Source organism: Vibrio sp. NH-UV-68, assembly GCF_042940635.1.
Taxonomy (GTDB): domain Bacteria; phylum Pseudomonadota; class Gammaproteobacteria; order Enterobacterales; family Vibrionaceae; genus Vibrio; species Vibrio pacinii.
The window spans coordinates 2,924,015-2,940,259 of record NZ_CP134975.1 but is presented as its reverse complement, the minus strand read 5'-3'; the positions used below and the strand labels follow the sequence as shown (position 1 = coordinate 2,940,259).

Here is a 16,245-nt window from a genome sequence, read left to right as displayed (position 1 = left end):
ATACTAAGCCAAAGTCGAAAGACTTGGGCTTTTTTACGTCGGTATAAAATCGGCTTGGTGATGGCTAGACGGTGAAATGTCTGCGTCTCAGTAAAAAGGCCAGCTAGTGCTGACCTCTCATATCGCTTGTGGCTAAAGAATAATGTCTCTTACTTCTGGATCTTTGCGCTCTAGATAGTGAATAGACTTAATACGGCGAATGGTACGGCAACGGCCTCGGATCAATAGTGTTTCTGTCGTTGCAATATTTCCCGAACGAGTGATCCCTTCTAATAAATCACCTTTAGTGATGCCTGTAGCAGAAAAGATAACATTATCACTACGTGCCATGTCTTCCATGGCAAGTACGACGTTGGCTTGTACATCCATCTCTTCACAGCGCTTGAGCTCATTAGCACCATAAATACGATTTTCTTCACTGTCGCCTTTCACTTGGTGGCGTGGCAGTAAACGGCCATGCATGTCCCCATCAAGAGCGCGGATCACTGCGGCAGAAACAACGCCTTCAGGAGCACCACCAATGCAGTACATCGCATCGACTTCGCTATCTGGCATACAGGTGAGAATTGATGCCGCTACGTCGCCATCAGGCACAGCAAATACGCGCACGCCCATAGATTGCATTTGTGCAATGACATCGTCGTGGCGTGGCTTAGCGAGCGTAGTGACCACTAAAGTATCTAACGTCTTATTGAGCGCTGCGGCGATATTCTCTAGGTTTTCTTTTAATGGTTTATTCAAATCGATACAACCCTTTGCGCCAGGGCCTACAACCAGTTTTTCCATGTACATGTCTGGGGCTTTTAGAAAGCTTCCTTTCTCGCCAGCCGCCAATACTGCCAATGCGTTCGATTGACCCATTGCGGTCATGCGAGTCCCTTCAATTGGGTCAACTGCGATATCGACTTCATCACCACCAATACCAACACATTCACCAATGTAGAGCATGGGTGCATCATCAATCTCGCCTTCGCCAATAACGATCTCGCCACTGATATCGGTTTTATTAAGTAGGCTGCGCATCACTTCCACGGCAGCGCCGTCGGCTGCATTTTTATCGCCACGGCCAAGCCACTTATATCCTGCAAGTGCTGCCCCTTCAGTAACTCGAGAAAAGGCCATTGCTAAATCGCGTTTCATGATGACTCCAAAGTAAAAGGATTGAGAGAAATTAAATCGGCAGAATTTTATCACATCAAAAAGGAAACGTTTGCCTTTTCGCTTTTGTTGGTATTGAACTGGATCAATCTTGTTGGTTATATTGGCCGTGAAACACTCAAACACCTTAAGATGTAAAGGTATTGTCAATTAGCGCTGAATTTTTAATCAAATGATGCAAAAAGTACAATATAGAGAGTGTTTCTCTGCGCATGGCTGAGTAGAATGGGGATAAATAAGGTTTAGGTCACCGATGATCAAAACCCTTCTCCGGATAACCTATAGGTAGGCTAAAATGTCTTTTGAAGTACTAGAACAACTAGAAGCAAAAATTCAAACCGCTGTTGATACAATTGCTCTTTTACAAATGGAAGTAGAAGAACTAAAAGAAGAGAAAGAGAAGCTGGCGACGGAGGCTAACGAGCTACGTAACAATCGTGCAGAGCTTGAACAGAAAGCAGAACTAATGCAACAAGAGCACAACGCGTGGCAAGAGCGTATTCGTAATCTACTGGGTAAAATGGACGACGTTGAGTAATACGTCTTCATATCAATCAAAAAAGGCTGAACCTAACGTTCGGCCTTTTTTCTGGCGTTTTTTGTCTACATCGGCTTAAACTCGTGGGCGTACGCCGAGAGTATGGCATAGCGCGTAGGTCATCTCTGCACGGTTGAGTGTGTAGAAGTGGAAATCCTTTACGCCTTCACGACTTAAAATACGCACCATGTCGATTGCCTGGCTTGCTCCTACCAACTGACGAGTAGTTGGATCGTCATCAAGGCCTTCAAACTGCTTTGCCATCCATCCTGGAACCTTAACTGCATTTTGCGCTGCGAAGCGCGAGGCTTGTTTGAAGTTTGAAACGGGTAATATCCCCGGTACGATCTCGACATCAATGCCAGCCGCTACACAGCGGTCACGAAAGCGTAAGTAGCTCTCGACATCAAAAAAGAATTGGGTTATTGCTCGATTGGCGCCAGCGTCGACTTTACGTTTAAGATTAAGAAGATCTGACTGAGCGCTTTTGGCTTCTGGGTGCACTTCAGGAAAAGCGGCGACTGAAATATCAAAATCATGGCGTGCTTTTAACAGTTCAACTAAGTCAGAGGCATACATATCAGGTTTTCCGCCACTAGGTGGAATGTCACCGCGCAGCGCCACAATGTTTTGAATGCCATTTGCCCAGTAGTCATCTGCAATCTGGATTAGCTCATCACGAGAAGCGTCGATACAGGTCAAGTGCGGGGCTGCCACGAGACCCGTTTCGGCTTTAATCTCTTTGATGATCGAGTGAGTTCTATCACGCTCACCAGAGTTGGCGCCGTAAGTGACGGAAACAAATTTAGGTTTGAGGTTTTTTAAGCGATGTACTGAGTTCCACAACGTTTCTTCCATTTTCTCGCTGCTCGGTGGAAAAAACTCAAATGACACATTGATATTGTCAGATAGTTCCGCGACATTCTGATTTAAAGCGTCAATATGACCCGCGTGTGTGTATCCCATCTTGCTCTCTCCCTGTGGCATCCCAGCCAACAAACATAAATTTTAAATCGATGTTTAGACGTCTATATGTCTACAGAATGTATTGAATACGTTTTAAAGTCAACTGCGTGTGTATGAATTTTTCTCAAGTTAATAATGAGCCAGTTTCAAGTTTAGTGACAGAGCCACTGTTAGCACTAACTAGACACAAAAAAGGCGCTAGATAAGTCTAGCGCCTGATAACTAAAGTAGGCTTGATAATAGATTGAGATCCGATTGAATAGCCCCTGCGGTGACCTCTCTACCCGCACCAGGCCCTCGAATTACCAGTGGATTATCTTTATACCATTTACTCTCAATAGCAAAGATATTGTCGCAAGGCAGCAGGTTGGCGAGTGCATGCTCTTTCGTTAATGCCTCTACGCCAACCGTTGCTTTACCATTTTTCTCTAAGCGCGCTACGTAACGCAGTACCTTGTCTTCGCGTTGGGCTTTTTCAAGCCGCTCTGCGAGTAACTCACTCAATAATTGGCTCTTATCAAGGAACTCATCTAATGAAAGCTGAGCTAACTCATCAGGCACTAAGCTCTCAACTTTGACCGCTTCCGGTTCGATAGCTAATCCAGACTCACGGGCAAGAATGACCAATTTACGCATCACGTCAGAGCCATCAAGATCGCTACGAGGGTCAGGTTCTGTTAAGCCTTGTTGCCAAGCAAGATCGACAAGTTCTGCAAACGGCACGCTGCCATCGTATTGTTGAAATAACCACGAGAGCGTACCGGAAAAAATGCCCGATAAAGCACTAATGTCATCACCACTTTCACGTAAATCTCTGACGGTGTGATTGATTGGTAAGCCAGCTCCGACGGTGGCGTTGTACAGCCAGTGGCGGTTAATTTTGGCAAACGCATCTTGAACTTGATGATAGTAGTGACTTGATGCTGATCCGGCGACTTTATTGGCCGAAATTAAGTGCATTCCTTGTTCGGCGATTTCTAAATAACGTCCGGCAAGCTCTTTACTGGCCGTTACATCCAGTACCACTAAATCGTCATACCCTTGTAGTGCACCGAGCTTTTCGATCCAGTCGCTTCCTTGGTAACTGATCGCCTCTTCATCGAAATGCGCACTCACTTCACTGGCTACTATCCCTTGATCGTTAAACCAATAGGTTTGACTATCGACAACGGCGACGAGCTCAAAATTCATCCCGTGACGTTTTTCAAGTTCATATTTTTGTTCACAAAACAGCTCTAACCAACTTGAGCCGATATTACCTTTACCACATAACGCGATGGCGACGCGCTTTTGTGCTTGAAAAAGCTGGCTGTGGATCGCTTTGACTAATGGGTTGGTATCAATGGTGCGTAGCACGGCGACTAAACTTAGCCCCGACAGTGACTCAGAAATAAATTCCACTGGTGCATTTTTTAGTTGCTGATAGAAACCGTAACAATGGTTAGGGTTCTTAGTGACACCAGCTCCAACCGCCGCGACCATGGCGTAACCTTCTTTGAGTTTGAGCTCAGCTTCAATCGCGGTGTCTTGCAAGTATTCTAGTGCACCACCAACGATTTCGCTGGTATAGGCCAAACGCAGACGATGTTTGTCAGGTTGTGACTCGTAGGTCAGAGGCTCAAGTTGAGCGCGTTTAAGGCTCGCTAAGACTTCGTTCTCGAAGCGTGTGAAATCATGCCCTGACGAGAAGCTCAGTTGAATCAATTGCACTTCATCAAGTGAGGAGATGATTTTTGCACCGCGGCCAGAGGCAAGAACGCGCTCAATGCGGGTTGAGCCTGATTCGGGTTGATAGCTGCAACGTAAGTGCAAATCCATGGTGCTTTGCGCAACAGGCTGGAGAGTCCGGCTGTGCAACACGGGCGCAGCTAGGCGAGCCAATTCACTGGCTTCATCTAACCTTAATAGTGGAAGTAAACAAGCATCAGAGACCAACCTAGGATCAGCACTGTACACACCAGCTACATCGCTCCAAATCGTCACTCGACTGACTTCGGCCAATGCGCCAATCACAGTTGCTGAGTAATCAGAGCCGTTCCGACCGAGTAGTACTGTACGGCCTAACGTGTCCTGAGCCATAAAGCCAGTAATGACGATTCGGTGGTGCGCGTGTTGCACCAAGGCTTCTTTGATCAGAGGATAAGACGCACCGAAATCGACCTCGGGTTGTGTGCCAGTTTGAGCTCGTAAAAAAGCGCGCGCGTCTTGCGCGGTTGCAGGCAGATCTGCTTGATTGAGTAAAGCGGCGAGTAAGCGCGAAGACCATACTTCACCGTGACCGAGTACCGCCGCTTTATCGGCGTCGGTTAATGGCGCCGTTAGCTCACCTAGGGTCGTGAACTCATCGCGCAGCGTGGCAAGCAATAGTTGCTTTTCATCGCCTTCAACAAGCGCTTCAATTAGCTCACTTTGATATTGGCGTAGCGTCTGAAGCTCTTCGTGTGCGAGGCGGCCATCTTTGTTGAGCGCGTCCAAAAAAGCAATCAGACGGTTGGTGGTTTTGCCCGCCGCGGAAACAACGATCAAGTCCTCAGCATTGGAATACTCTTTGAGTATGCCAACGACTCGACGGTAACAATCTGGGTCAGCAAGGCTACTGCCACCGAATTTATGCAGTTGACGTGGCGTGGCAGACATTACGCAGCCTCCTTCACTTTATTAAATGCTTGAGTGAGGTCGTCAATCAGATCTTCACTATCTTCTAAACCAACAGATAAGCGTAATAGCTGTTGTGATATACCCGCTTCGGCTAGCGCAATTTCACCCATAGCTCGATGCGTCATTGAGGCAGGGTGGCAAATCAAGCTTTCAACACCGCCTAATGACTCTGCTAGAGAAAAGAGTTCGAGATGGCCAACAAAGGCTTTAAGTTGTTCAAAGCTACCTGCAAACTCAAAACTTAACATTGAGCCAAAGCCAGTTTGCTGCTTTTTAGCGATCTCATGGCCGGGGTGATTTGGCAGACTTGGATGATAGATGGCGCTGACCAAAGACTCGCTCTGTAGGAACTGTAAGACTTTACTGGCACCTTCTTCGTGGGCTTTCATACGCGCGCCTAGGGTTCGCAGACCGCGCAGCGTCATATAGCTGTCAAATGGCGTTCCTGTTGCGCCAATGCAGTTGCCCCACCAAGAAAGCTCTTCAGCATGTTGCTCGGTTTTGGTGATCACAACACCGCCAATCACATCCGAGTGACCATTAATGTACTTAGTGGTTGAGTGAATAACAAAATCTGCACCTAGCTCGAGCGGCTTTTGGAAAACAGGCGTTAAAAAAGTATTGTCGACCGCGACCAGTGCACCGACTTGTTTGGCTTGTTGACACAGTTTTTCAATATCGACCACGCGTACTAATGGATTTGATGGCGTTTCTATCAAGATAAGTTTTGGCTTTTGAGCGAGCGCATTAGAGAGCGTTTTTTGATCAGATTGGTCAACGAATGCTACTTTGAAGTCTCCTTTCTGAGCGCGGGTATTGAATAGGCGGTATGTTCCGCCGTAGCAGTCATGGGGGGCAACAATTAAATCCTCAGGCCCTAGGAAGGCCGAGACCCACAAATTCAATGCAGAGGTACCACAGTTAGTCACTACCGCCCCTTTGCCTGATTCAAGCTCATACAGTGCGGTTTCAAGCAAGCCTCGGTTTGGGTTGCCCGAGCGGGTGTAGTCATATTGAGGCACTTCACCAAAGGCCGGGAAGCTATAGTTCGTTGAGAGATAAATAGGGGGAACAACGGCGTGATGTTGAGTGTCTGACTCGATACCAGTACGTACCGCGATTGTGGCTGGTTTACGGGTGCTCATGGGCGTTTCCTTTCGAACTATAGTGACTTGTTGCAGGGAATGCGCTATATCTTGAAGATGTCAGATATGAGCAATTCCAACTCCATTTCTGACCACTTTACTTGTCATTTTTGTGGACGTCAATACTTCTAGACGTCTATATGTCTTTGCTTGTGGACATAAATGCCGCTAAAATTGCGGCTTCTAATTTCAAACATACATTTTTACAAAGGTGCGCAATGGCAGACTGGAATGGCGAATACATTAGCCCGTACGCTGAGCATGGAAAAAAAAGTGAGCAAGTAAAGAAGATTACTGTTTCTATTCCATTGAAAGTATTAAAGGTTTTAACTGATGAACGTACGCGCCGTCAGATCAATAACCTGCGCCACGCGACAAACAGTGAGCTATTGTGCGAAGCGTTTTTGCACGCATACACAGGTCAGCCACTGCCAACGGATGAAGACTTGCGTAAAGATCGCCCGGATGATATTCCGACAGAGGTGAAAAAACTAATGACAGAAATGGGCATTGAGTTCGAAGCGTTTGATGAATAATCACCACGGCATGTCATTTTTTTCTGCAAGGTAAAATTCTTAAAAAAAAACCGCTGTATCAAACAGCGGTTTTTTTGTTCATCACAACAGGCTTACTCTGCCATGTAGTTTTCTGGCATTTCTATTCGCGCGACACCAGAGTCGACAGCCGCTTGCGCGACTGCTTTAGCTACGCGAGACAATAGGCGAGAGTCCATTGGTTTTGGAATGATGTAATCTGGACCAAATGACAGCGCGCTAACCCCCGCGGCTTTTAATACTTCTGCTGGCACTTCTTCTTTGGCGAGCTGACGAATGGCTTCAACCGCGGCCAGTTTCATCTCATCATTGATTTCGCTAGCACGCACATCCAGCGCACCACGGAAGATGAATGGGAAACACAGCACGTTATTGACTTGGTTCGGATAGTCACTGCGTCCGGTTCCCATGATCAGATCTTGGCGAACGGCTCTGGCTAGCTCTGGCTTGATTTCTGGATCTGGATTCGAACAAGCAAACACAATCGGCTTATCGGCCATCAATTTAAGCGCCTCGGGCGGCAGCAAGTTTGGACCTGATACACCTAAGAACAGATCGGCCCCTTCAATTACATCTTCTAACGTTCGTTTATCAGTATTGTTAGCAAATAGCTGTTTGTATTCATTGAGATCTTCACGACGAGTATGAATAACGCCTTTGCGATCCAGCATGTAGATTTTCTCACGCATTGCGCCACATTTGATCAGCAGTTCCATACAAGCAACGGCGGCAGCGCCGGCACCAAGACAGACTATGGTTGCGTCTTGAAGTTTCTTTCCTTGCAATTCAATCGCATTTAACATCCCCGCAGCCGTCACAATCGCAGTTCCGTGTTGGTCATCGTGGAACACAGGTACATCACAACGCTCAATCAACTGTCTTTCAATCTCAAAACAATCCGGTGCTTTGATATCTTCTAGGTTAATACCGCCAAAGGTATCGGCGATGTTGGCAACGGTATCAACAAATTCTTCGATAGTGCGGTGTTTGACCTCAATATCAATCGAATCAAGACCTGCAAAGCGCTTAAAGAGCAGTGCTTTACCTTCCATAACAGGTTTTGATGCCATTGGACCTAGGTTACCCAAGCCTAAAATTGCGGTACCGTTTGAGATTACAGCTACCATATTGCCTTTTGAGGTGTACTTATAGACGTTATCGACGTTTTGGGCGATTTCGCGTACGGGTTCTGCAACGCCTGGGCTGTAGGCGAGCGCTAGGTCTCTGGCGGTTTCGGCTGGGGTAGTCAGCTCAACAGAAATTTTGCCTGGCGTCGGGTAGGCATGGTAATCCAATGCTTGCTGACGGAATTGCTCTTCAGGAGATAGTTGTTGAGGATTGTCATCGGACATAGGTGTAGGTACTCGTTAATAATTATATGGAAAGGGGAATCCATTTTAGAGTAACTAAGTCAAGCTGCCTAGGTCAGAATGCGAGCGGAAGCAATAAAAGGTTGTAAAAGTCGGCTGATAAGACCAGATATCAAGAGGGATCACTGGTAATGCCTAGTATCAATAACACAATACTCTGAATGAATGCTAATTACCCTATGATAGATAACAAAAAAGGACGCCTGAGCGTCCTTTCTAGATTCGATATCTAAGCAGAAATTACTTCTTGCTTGATAGAGCACCGAAACGTTTGTTGAAGCGATCAACACGGCCGCCTGTATCTACGATACGTTGCTTACCAGTGTAGAATGGGTGACATTTGTCACATACGTCTAGGTGGATAGACTCTTTGCTTAGCGTTGAGTTGAACTCGAAAGAGTTGCCGCAAGAACAAGTCGCTTTAACTGCTTTGTACTCTGGGTGGATACCAGCTTTCATGGGAGAACCTCTGAATATAGGCCGTGTCGCTATCCGATTCTAAGCCGGACACCACACGTAGTTAATAAAAGTTGCTTGGATACCGCCGCCAAATGACAGCCATATCTCTAAGGCGCGATATAGTAATGAATCGCGCCACAGTGATCAACCGATTTAACCATAAATCTGCTACTTTTTTAGCCGAAACTTGCCGTTGTCGTGGGTGCGGAGTCGCTTTCTTGTCGGTCATTTTTACCTTAGACTAAGCAGCGTTACCTCCCCAAGAGCTCGATAGCCACTATGCGACCAACGATTGCCCGAGTAGCGTTACCTGTGCCACTCGATAAACAATTCGATTATCTGATACCGAATCACCTGTTTCCGATTATCGGTGGCCGTGTATCGGTGCCTTTTGGGCGGCAAACGTTAGTCGGTTTGGTGACGGCTTTGGTTAATGAGTCAGAATTTGAGCTGACAAAAATCAAACCGATTAAACAAGTGCTTGATAGTCAACCAGTTTGGCCTGAACGGCTTTATGCCTTACTTCATTGGTGCAGCCAGTTCTATCAATATCCGCTCGGCGAGACTTTATTCAATGCGATGCCAAGTGCTTTGCGCAAAGGGAAGCCCGCTGATTTTGCCACGCTGGTTTCGTGGCAACTGACCGCGAGTGGTCGCGATCAACTGATGCAGGGATTTGGTCGCGCGGTGAAGCAGGCGAAGGTCATGCACATGCTTGAAGCCGGATCTGTCGCACACCAAGAGTTTATTGATCAAGAGATCAGCTCGTCAGTATTAAAAACCTTAGTGGAAAAAGACTGGATTGCATCGTTAGAAAGCAAGCCAGTGATTCGCGATTGGCATCAAGATGTTGAGGCCAACGTCGACAAACCTAAGCTCAATGCTGAGCAGGCCGTTGCGATTGCGACGGTAAACAGCGCGCAAGGGTTTGGCTGTTATTTACTGGAAGGGGTGACCGGGTCGGGTAAAACCGAAGTCTACTTAAATATGATAAAGCCAGTACTAGAGCAAGGCGCGCAAGCGTTAGTGCTGGTGCCTGAAATCGGATTGACTCCGCAAACCATCAATCGCTTTAAACGCCGCTTTAATGTACCGGTTGAAGTGATCCACTCAGGTTTAAATGATACCGAGCGACTCAATGCTTGGTTGAGCGCGCGTGATAATGCCGCAGGGATTGTCATTGGCACGCGTTCTGCGCTACTGACACCATTTGCTAAGCTAGGCATCATTATTGTTGATGAGGAGCATGACGCTTCATATAAACAGCAAGATAGCTTGCGTTATCATGCCCGCGATGTCGCGGTGATGCGTGCCAATAAAGAGCAAATTCCAATTGTATTAGGATCGGCCACGCCAGCACTAGAAACATTACACAACGCCTTAGTGGGAAAGTACCATCATCTGGTTCTGTCAGCGCGCGCCGGAAATGCGACCCCAACCACCAACAAAGTACTCGACGTTAAAGGCCTCTATCTTGAAAGTGGTTTATCGGCGCCCTTGATTGCTGAAATGCGTAAGCACCTTAATGCAGGCAATCAGGTCATGCTGTTTTTGAATCGACGCGGGTTCTCTCCGGCATTGATGTGTCATGAATGTGGCTGGATAGCCGAATGTAAGCGTTGTGATGCGTACTACACCTATCACCAAAACAGCAGTGAAATTCGCTGCCATCACTGTGGCTCTCAGCAACCGATCATTCACCAATGCCAAGGGTGCGGCTCGACACACCTGGTGACCGTTGGTGTTGGTACTGAACAATTAGAGCATCAGCTATCCGAGTTGTTTCCTGAGTACAAAACCATTCGGATTGATCGCGACAGCACACGTCGTAAGGGAAGTTTGGAAAGCGCCTTGACCGCAATTCGCAATGGTGAGTATCAAATCTTAATTGGAACTCAGATGCTGGCTAAAGGACACCATTTTCCTGATGTGACGCTGGTGGCCTTACTGGATGTCGACGGTTCGCTCTACAGTAGTGACTTTCGAGCGTCTGAGCGACTTGCTCAATTATTTATTCAAGTTGCTGGCCGTGCGGGGCGAGCGAGTAAGCCTGGCGAGGTTGTATTACAAACTCACCACCCAGAGCACAGCTTGCTGCAAGCCTTGCTGAGCAAAAGTTATCGTCACTTTGCTGAAACCGCACTTGAAGAGCGCAAAGTGGCTCAGCTACCACCGTTCTCGTTTTTAACTCTATTTCGTGCAGAGGCCAATCAATCGGCATTGGTTGAAGAGTTTCTTCGCCAGGTGCGCCATACGTTAGAGGCACATCCGTTGTTTGACCAATACTGCCAAGTGCTTGGGCCAACGCCCGCCCCACTGGCTAAGCGAGCTGGCAAGTTTCGTTGGCAATTGCTGTTGCAAACGCAAAGTCGCCCTATGATGCAAAAGTTACTCGCGAGTGCGAAACCAGCAATAGCCTTATTGCCAAATGCGAAAAAAGTACGTTGGACACTCGATATAGAACCGCAAGATCTTAGTTAGTGAAAGGTGGTCTGAAGGACATTTTATTGGCAGAGCCTTGCTTGAATCATAACTACAGCGTTCTCTATTCACCAACTTTTCATTTATTTGTGATGTTAATCACTGGCTGGCTGCCATTTTTGTTAAATCCCCCGTAACTTTGTGTTATGAAATGAATACACTAGGTAGTCTGCAATGCGTTGTTTTCACTTCATACTTTGCAAGTTAAACGATTGCTTAGTGCAGGTAATTACAAGATAGGCTTTAGCCTGCGAATTTGTGTCACTCTGCTCACAGAGAATATGATTATTTTTAACTAGAGGCTTAGGTGGCATCTGCTACCGGATTGGAACATTTAAAGAGGGTTAGTACACTATGGCGACAATGAAGGATGTTGCCCAGCTTGCGGGAGTTTCAACAGCGACGGTTTCTCGAGCGCTAATGAATCCGGAAAAAGTATCATCAGCGACGAGAAAACGAGTAGAAGACGCTGTTTTAGAAGCTGGATATTCACCAAATTCGTTGGCACGTAATCTACGCCGCAACGAATCAAAAACGATCATCGCGATCATTCCTGACATCTGCGATCCTTACTACACTGAAATTATTCGTGGCATTGAAGATGCCGCGATGGAGCATGGCTATATTGTGCTGCTCGGTGATAGTGGTCTACAGAAACGACGTGAAAGCTCATTTGTTAACTTGGTTTTCACTAAACAAGCTGATGGCATGCTGTTGCTGGGCACTGATTTACCATTCGATGTCAGCAAACCAGAACAAAAAAATCTACCGCCGATGGTGATGGCTTGTGAATATGCGCCTGAGCTTGAGCTGCCTACCGTGCATATTGATAACTTAACGTCTGCCTTTGAAGCCGTTAATTACCTTACTCAGATGGGCCATAAACGTATTGCCGAAATTTCTGGACCAGAGAGTGCGGCATTGTGTCATTTCCGCCATCAAGGTTATCAGCAAGCTCTGCGTCGAGCGGGCTTGACAATGAACCCTGCCTATCGCGCATTTGGCGACTTTACCTTTGAAGCCGGGGCGCTAGCGGTTCGTCAGCTATTGGCCCTGCCAGAACCTCCGACTGCGATATTTTGTCATAACGATGCGATGGCGATTGGGGCGATTCAACAAGCTAAAAAGCTTGGTTTGCGTGTGCCTCAGGATTTGTCATTGGTGGGCTTTGATGACATTCAATTTGCTCAATTTTGCGATCCACCGTTGACGACGATCTCTCAGCCACGCTACGAAATTGGTCGTCAAGCGATGTTGATGATGCTTGAGATTTTGCGTGGTCATGATGTACGAGCAGGTTCGCGTCTGCTGGAAACCACATTAGTAATACGTGAAAGTGCTGCACCACCGAGAGTGCTATAAGTTGCAGCGATAGTCAGCGGCGCGTTTTGATGCGCCGCTGCCATTTCAAGTCTGTCATCGTGCAGCAATCTGCATTAACATGTCGGTCAGTTGTAACCAATTACATTGATGTTCAGTCGTGGCGAATAGAGATTACGTAAAAAGAGGTCGTGGCACCCAAAGCCGAAAACCTGCAAAAAACAAAGCCGCTCCGCGTCGAAAGCCGTGGCGTAGTGGTTTGCTTGCCTTAATTCTGTTAGGCGTGTTTGGCTATGGATTGTATTTACTCAGTCAGGATCCTGAACCGCCAACGCCTGTGGCTCAACCCACGCAGACAAAACCGCAAGCGAAGCCTAAGTCGATACTGCCGCCGCCTCCTGAAGAGAAGTGGGATTATGTCGAGTCTTTGCCAAGCCGCGAAGTTGCGGTGAAAGCCAAAGAGCAGGTCGTGTCTGAAATTCCCTACATTATGCAGTGTGGTGCCTACAAAAATGGCAAAGATGCGGAAGCACGTAAGCTAGACATCGCGTTCCAGGGGATCAACAGTAAAATCCGCAAGAAAGAAGACAGCAGTTGGTATCGCGTGGTATTAGGCCCATACAAATTTAAGCGTGATGCAGAGCGAGATAAGCACAAACTCCAGCGTGCCAAGATCGAGCCTTGTGCGATTTGGAAAGAAACGCAATAAATCCTATAAAAACGAACCGAGAGGTTCGTTTTTTGTTCTTGGCGATCCCGAGTTTCTCCCTTGAATTCCTAACGAGCCAACCTCATATAGTTTCTAACACTAAAAATTCATAATTATGAGGCCCTACTCGTGACTACCATTGTCTCTGTACGTCGTAATAATAAAGTCGTCATCGCTGGTGACGGACAAGTATCTCTCGGTAACACAGTAATGAAGGGCAATGCGCGCAAAGTGCGTCGCCTCTATAACAATAAAGTACTGGCTGGCTTTGCTGGTAGTACTGCCGATGCTTTTACCTTGTTTGAGCGCTTTGAAAGCAAGTTACAAATGCACCAAGGTCATTTGACCAAAGCCGCGGTCGAACTGGCGAAAGATTGGCGTAGCGATCGTGCGCTGCGTAAGCTTGAAGCTTTGCTGGCCGTAGCGGATGAAACCGCGTCGTTGATTATTACTGGTAACGGTGATGTGGTTCAGCCAGAGAACGATCTGATTGCGATTGGCTCGGGTGGCAACTTTGCACAAGCGGCAGCCACAGCTTTGCTAGAAAATACCGATTTAGATGCCCGTGAAATTGCTGAAAAAGCACTAAAAATTGCCGGTGACATCTGTGTTTTCACCAACCATCACCACACTATTGAAGAACTAGAAACTGCGCAAGATAAAGCAGAATAAAACCAAAGATAGTGGCGATAAACCTTAAGGAAATTAATTATGTCTGAAATGACCCCTCGCGAAATTGTGCATGAACTGAACCGCCATATCATTGGTCAAGACAATGCAAAACGTTCAGTGGCGATTGCACTGCGTAACCGCTGGCGCCGTATGCAACTTGAAGAAAGCTTACGAGTTGAAGTGACACCAAAAAACATTTTGATGATCGGTCCAACGGGGGTCGGTAAAACCGAAATCGCCCGTCGCTTAGCAAAACTTGCCAATGCGCCTTTCATTAAAGTGGAAGCAACCAAGTTCACTGAAGTCGGTTACGTGGGTAAAGAGGTCGAAACTATCATTCGTGATCTAACCGATGTTGCGGTCAAGATGACTCATCAACAAGCGATGGAAAAAGTGAAGTTTCGCGCTGAAGAGCAAGCGGAAGAGCGTATTCTTGATGCCTTATTACCACCAGCTCGTGATTCTTGGGGCCAGAATGAACCGCAAGAAGAGAGCTCATCGAACACCCGCCAAATTTTTCGCAAGAAATTACGTGAAGGAAAGTTGGATGACAAAGAGATAGAGATCGATGTCGCCGCACCGCAAATGGGCGTTGAAATCATGGCGCCTCCTGGCATGGAAGAGATGACCAATCAGCTGCAAGGCATGTTTCAAAATCTCGCTGGTGACACCAAGAAGAAGCGCAAGCTGAAAATCAAAGATGCCTTCAAAGCTCTAGCGGAAGAAGAAGCTGCCAAGTTAGTGAATCAAGAAGAGCTTAAAGATCAGGCCATTTACAACGTTGAGAATAACGGCATCGTGTTTATCGATGAGATTGACAAAATCTGTAAGCGTGGCGAAAGCTCGGGCCCAGATGTCTCACGTGAAGGCGTACAACGCGATCTATTGCCGCTTATCGAAGGAAGTACCGTATCGACTAAACATGGTATGGTCAAAACCGATCACATCTTGTTTGTTGCTTCTGGCGCTTTCCAAGTGGCGCGCCCATCGGACTTGATTCCAGAGCTGCAAGGCCGTTTACCTATTCGTGTTGAGCTAGAAGCGCTGTCGAGTGAAGATTTCAAGCGTATCCTGACGGAGCCGAAAGCCTCGCTAACCGAGCAATACATCGCTTTGATGAAGACCGAAGATGTTGATATCGAGTTTACCGAAGAAGGGATTACTCAGATCGCAGAAGCGGCTTGGACAGTGAATGAGACCACCGAGAACATTGGTGCCCGTCGTCTTCACACTGTGATGGAGCGCTTGATGGATGAGATCTCGTTTGAAGCGACGGATAAGGCGGGATCGAAAATGACCATCGATGCTGACTATGTTAAAACACGCTTAGATGAGTTTATTGAAGACGAAGACTTGAGCCGCTTTATTCTGTAATTGGTGAGCAAAGTATAAAAAAGCCCGCAGTCGCGGGCTTTTTGGTGTTTGCACGTTATTTGGCTGATTAGATCATAATGATAAAAATCACGGCAAGTGCAGAGATTAAGCCAGCAAACGCATAACAAGCCACTTTGCCGACAATACCAGTGTGGAACTTAAGATCGTGCATGCCATGATGAACACGGTGCATGGCATGCCACATTGGCAACGCGAGTGTGGCGATAATAAACAAAGCACCAATAATGCTGGTGGCGAAGTCGACAACGCGCTCATAGCTTAGCGCTTGTGCATCTATGATACCAAGCGGGGCTAACAGGCCGAGTACCAGAATGGTCACAGGGGTGATCATGGCAAACCAGGTGCCACCTGCGCCAAATAATCCCCACCAAATTGGCTCGTCTGAACGTTTTGGAGCGCTATCCACAGAATAGTTTGGTTTCATCGTTACTGCTCCTTACACCACGATAAGTACAATGAGTGAAATGAACGCGACCGCTGCCCACTGCGTGAGAACAATGATCTTCTTGTCGACCAATTTACCTTTGAGGCGAATCGGCATCACTTGCGGCATCATGCTAAAAAAAGTTTGTGCATGCATTAAGCTACCCGCTAGCGCAACAATATTGATGGCTACAACTAAAGGATTGGCCATAAAGCTTAACCAAGCTTGCCAGGCTTCAGGTCCTTTAACTAATGAACCTAGACCAAAAGTCAGGAAAATAGTGAATAGAATCAGCGGCAGCACGGTAGCTTCACGCAGCATGTAGAAGCGATAAAACGGATGGTCTTTCCACCAAGTGCGTTTCATTTCACGAACGTAAGGTTTGCGATTACTCAT

The 16,245-nt window shown here is 47.0% G+C and carries 15 protein-coding genes; 7 read left to right on the top strand and 8 right to left on the bottom strand.

Going from position 1 to position 16,245, the window contains the following annotated elements; translation table 11 throughout:
* Window positions 1-132 precede the first annotated feature (132 nt).
* A complete protein-coding gene (gene glpX, locus ViNHUV68_RS13465; protein ID WP_391088544.1) occupies window positions 133-1,140 on the bottom strand; it encodes a class II fructose-bisphosphatase in 1,008 nt (335 codons plus the stop codon).
* Window positions 1,141-1,453: 313 nt separating this feature from the next.
* Here glpX and zapB point away from each other — a divergent pair, with 313 nt between their 5' ends.
* Window positions 1,454-1,696, top strand: a complete 243-nt coding sequence (gene zapB / locus ViNHUV68_RS13460; RefSeq protein ID WP_038175962.1) for a cell division protein ZapB — start codon at window positions 1,454-1,456, stop codon at window positions 1,694-1,696.
* A 75-nt stretch (window positions 1,697-1,771) separates the two neighbouring features.
* Here zapB and metF read toward each other — a convergent pair whose 3' ends face one another.
* From metF to ViNHUV68_RS13445, 3 genes are all read right to left on the bottom strand, one after another.
* Window positions 1,772-2,662 carry a methylenetetrahydrofolate reductase gene (metF, locus tag ViNHUV68_RS13455; RefSeq protein ID WP_038175961.1) on the bottom strand — a complete coding sequence of 297 codons (891 nt, stop codon included), beginning with the start codon at window positions 2,660-2,662 and terminating at the stop codon, window positions 1,772-1,774.
* Window positions 2,663-2,884: 222 nt separating this feature from the next.
* Window positions 2,885-5,299: a bifunctional aspartate kinase/homoserine dehydrogenase II gene (locus tag ViNHUV68_RS13450; RefSeq protein ID WP_391088541.1), complete on the bottom strand. Its 2,415-nt coding sequence runs from the start codon at window positions 5,297-5,299 to the stop codon at window positions 2,885-2,887.
* Complete coding sequence (locus tag ViNHUV68_RS13445) at window positions 5,299-6,465, bottom strand: O-succinylhomoserine (thiol)-lyase (RefSeq protein ID WP_391088539.1); 1,167 nt, start codon at window positions 6,463-6,465, stop codon at window positions 5,299-5,301. Before ViNHUV68_RS13445 ends, ViNHUV68_RS13450 begins: the two co-directional genes overlap by 1 nt.
* A 218-nt stretch (window positions 6,466-6,683) precedes the next feature.
* On the opposite strand from ViNHUV68_RS13445, the gene metJ reads away from it, so the two are divergent.
* On the top strand, window positions 6,684-7,001 hold the full coding sequence (metJ, locus tag ViNHUV68_RS13440) for a met regulon transcriptional regulator MetJ (protein WP_038175957.1): 318 nt from the start codon (window positions 6,684-6,686) through the stop codon (window positions 6,999-7,001).
* 92 nt (window positions 7,002-7,093) lie between these two features.
* Here metJ and ViNHUV68_RS13435 read toward each other — a convergent pair whose 3' ends face one another.
* Entirely contained in the window at window positions 7,094-8,371 is a 1,278-nt protein-coding gene (locus ViNHUV68_RS13435) for a malic enzyme-like NAD(P)-binding protein (RefSeq protein WP_038175956.1), read from the bottom strand.
* A 258-nt stretch (window positions 8,372-8,629) separates the two neighbouring features.
* The gene (gene rpmE / locus ViNHUV68_RS13430) at window positions 8,630-8,848 is read right to left on the bottom strand and encodes a 50S ribosomal protein L31 (RefSeq protein ID WP_038175954.1); all 219 of its coding nucleotides are present in this window, start codon (window positions 8,846-8,848) and stop codon (window positions 8,630-8,632) included.
* 279 nt (window positions 8,849-9,127) lie between these two features.
* Between rpmE and priA the strand changes: the two genes are divergently transcribed.
* The 5 genes from priA to hslU all read left to right on the top strand — a co-directional run bounded on the left by priA (window position 9,128) and on the right by hslU (window position 15,404).
* Window positions 9,128-11,329: a primosomal protein N' gene (gene priA / locus ViNHUV68_RS13425; protein WP_038175952.1), complete on the top strand. Its 2,202-nt coding sequence runs from the start codon at window positions 9,128-9,130 to the stop codon at window positions 11,327-11,329.
* Between the two features lie 354 nt (window positions 11,330-11,683).
* Window positions 11,684-12,691 carry a DNA-binding transcriptional regulator CytR gene (cytR, locus tag ViNHUV68_RS13420; RefSeq protein ID WP_038175950.1) on the top strand — a complete coding sequence of 336 codons (1,008 nt, stop codon included), beginning with the start codon at window positions 11,684-11,686 and terminating at the stop codon, window positions 12,689-12,691.
* Between the two features lie 118 nt (window positions 12,692-12,809).
* Entirely contained in the window at window positions 12,810-13,358 is a 549-nt protein-coding gene (locus ViNHUV68_RS13415; protein ID WP_038175949.1) for an SPOR domain-containing protein, read from the top strand.
* Between the two features lie 129 nt (window positions 13,359-13,487).
* Window positions 13,488-14,030, top strand: coding sequence for an ATP-dependent protease subunit HslV (hslV, locus tag ViNHUV68_RS13410; RefSeq protein ID WP_038175948.1), 543 nt, complete (start codon window positions 13,488-13,490; stop codon window positions 14,028-14,030).
* Window positions 14,031-14,069: 39 nt separating this feature from the next.
* The gene (gene hslU / locus ViNHUV68_RS13405) at window positions 14,070-15,404 is read left to right on the top strand and encodes an HslU--HslV peptidase ATPase subunit (protein ID WP_038175947.1); all 1,335 of its coding nucleotides are present in this window, start codon (window positions 14,070-14,072) and stop codon (window positions 15,402-15,404) included.
* Window positions 15,405-15,471: 67 nt separating this feature from the next.
* On the opposite strand, the gene frdD is transcribed toward hslU, so the two are convergent.
* Window positions 15,472-15,849: a fumarate reductase subunit FrdD gene (gene frdD / locus ViNHUV68_RS13400; RefSeq protein WP_038175944.1), complete on the bottom strand. Its 378-nt coding sequence runs from the start codon at window positions 15,847-15,849 to the stop codon at window positions 15,472-15,474.
* A gap of 12 nt (window positions 15,850-15,861) precedes the next feature.
* Complete coding sequence (frdC, locus tag ViNHUV68_RS13395) at window positions 15,862-16,245, bottom strand: fumarate reductase subunit FrdC (RefSeq protein ID WP_038175943.1); 384 nt, start codon at window positions 16,243-16,245, stop codon at window positions 15,862-15,864.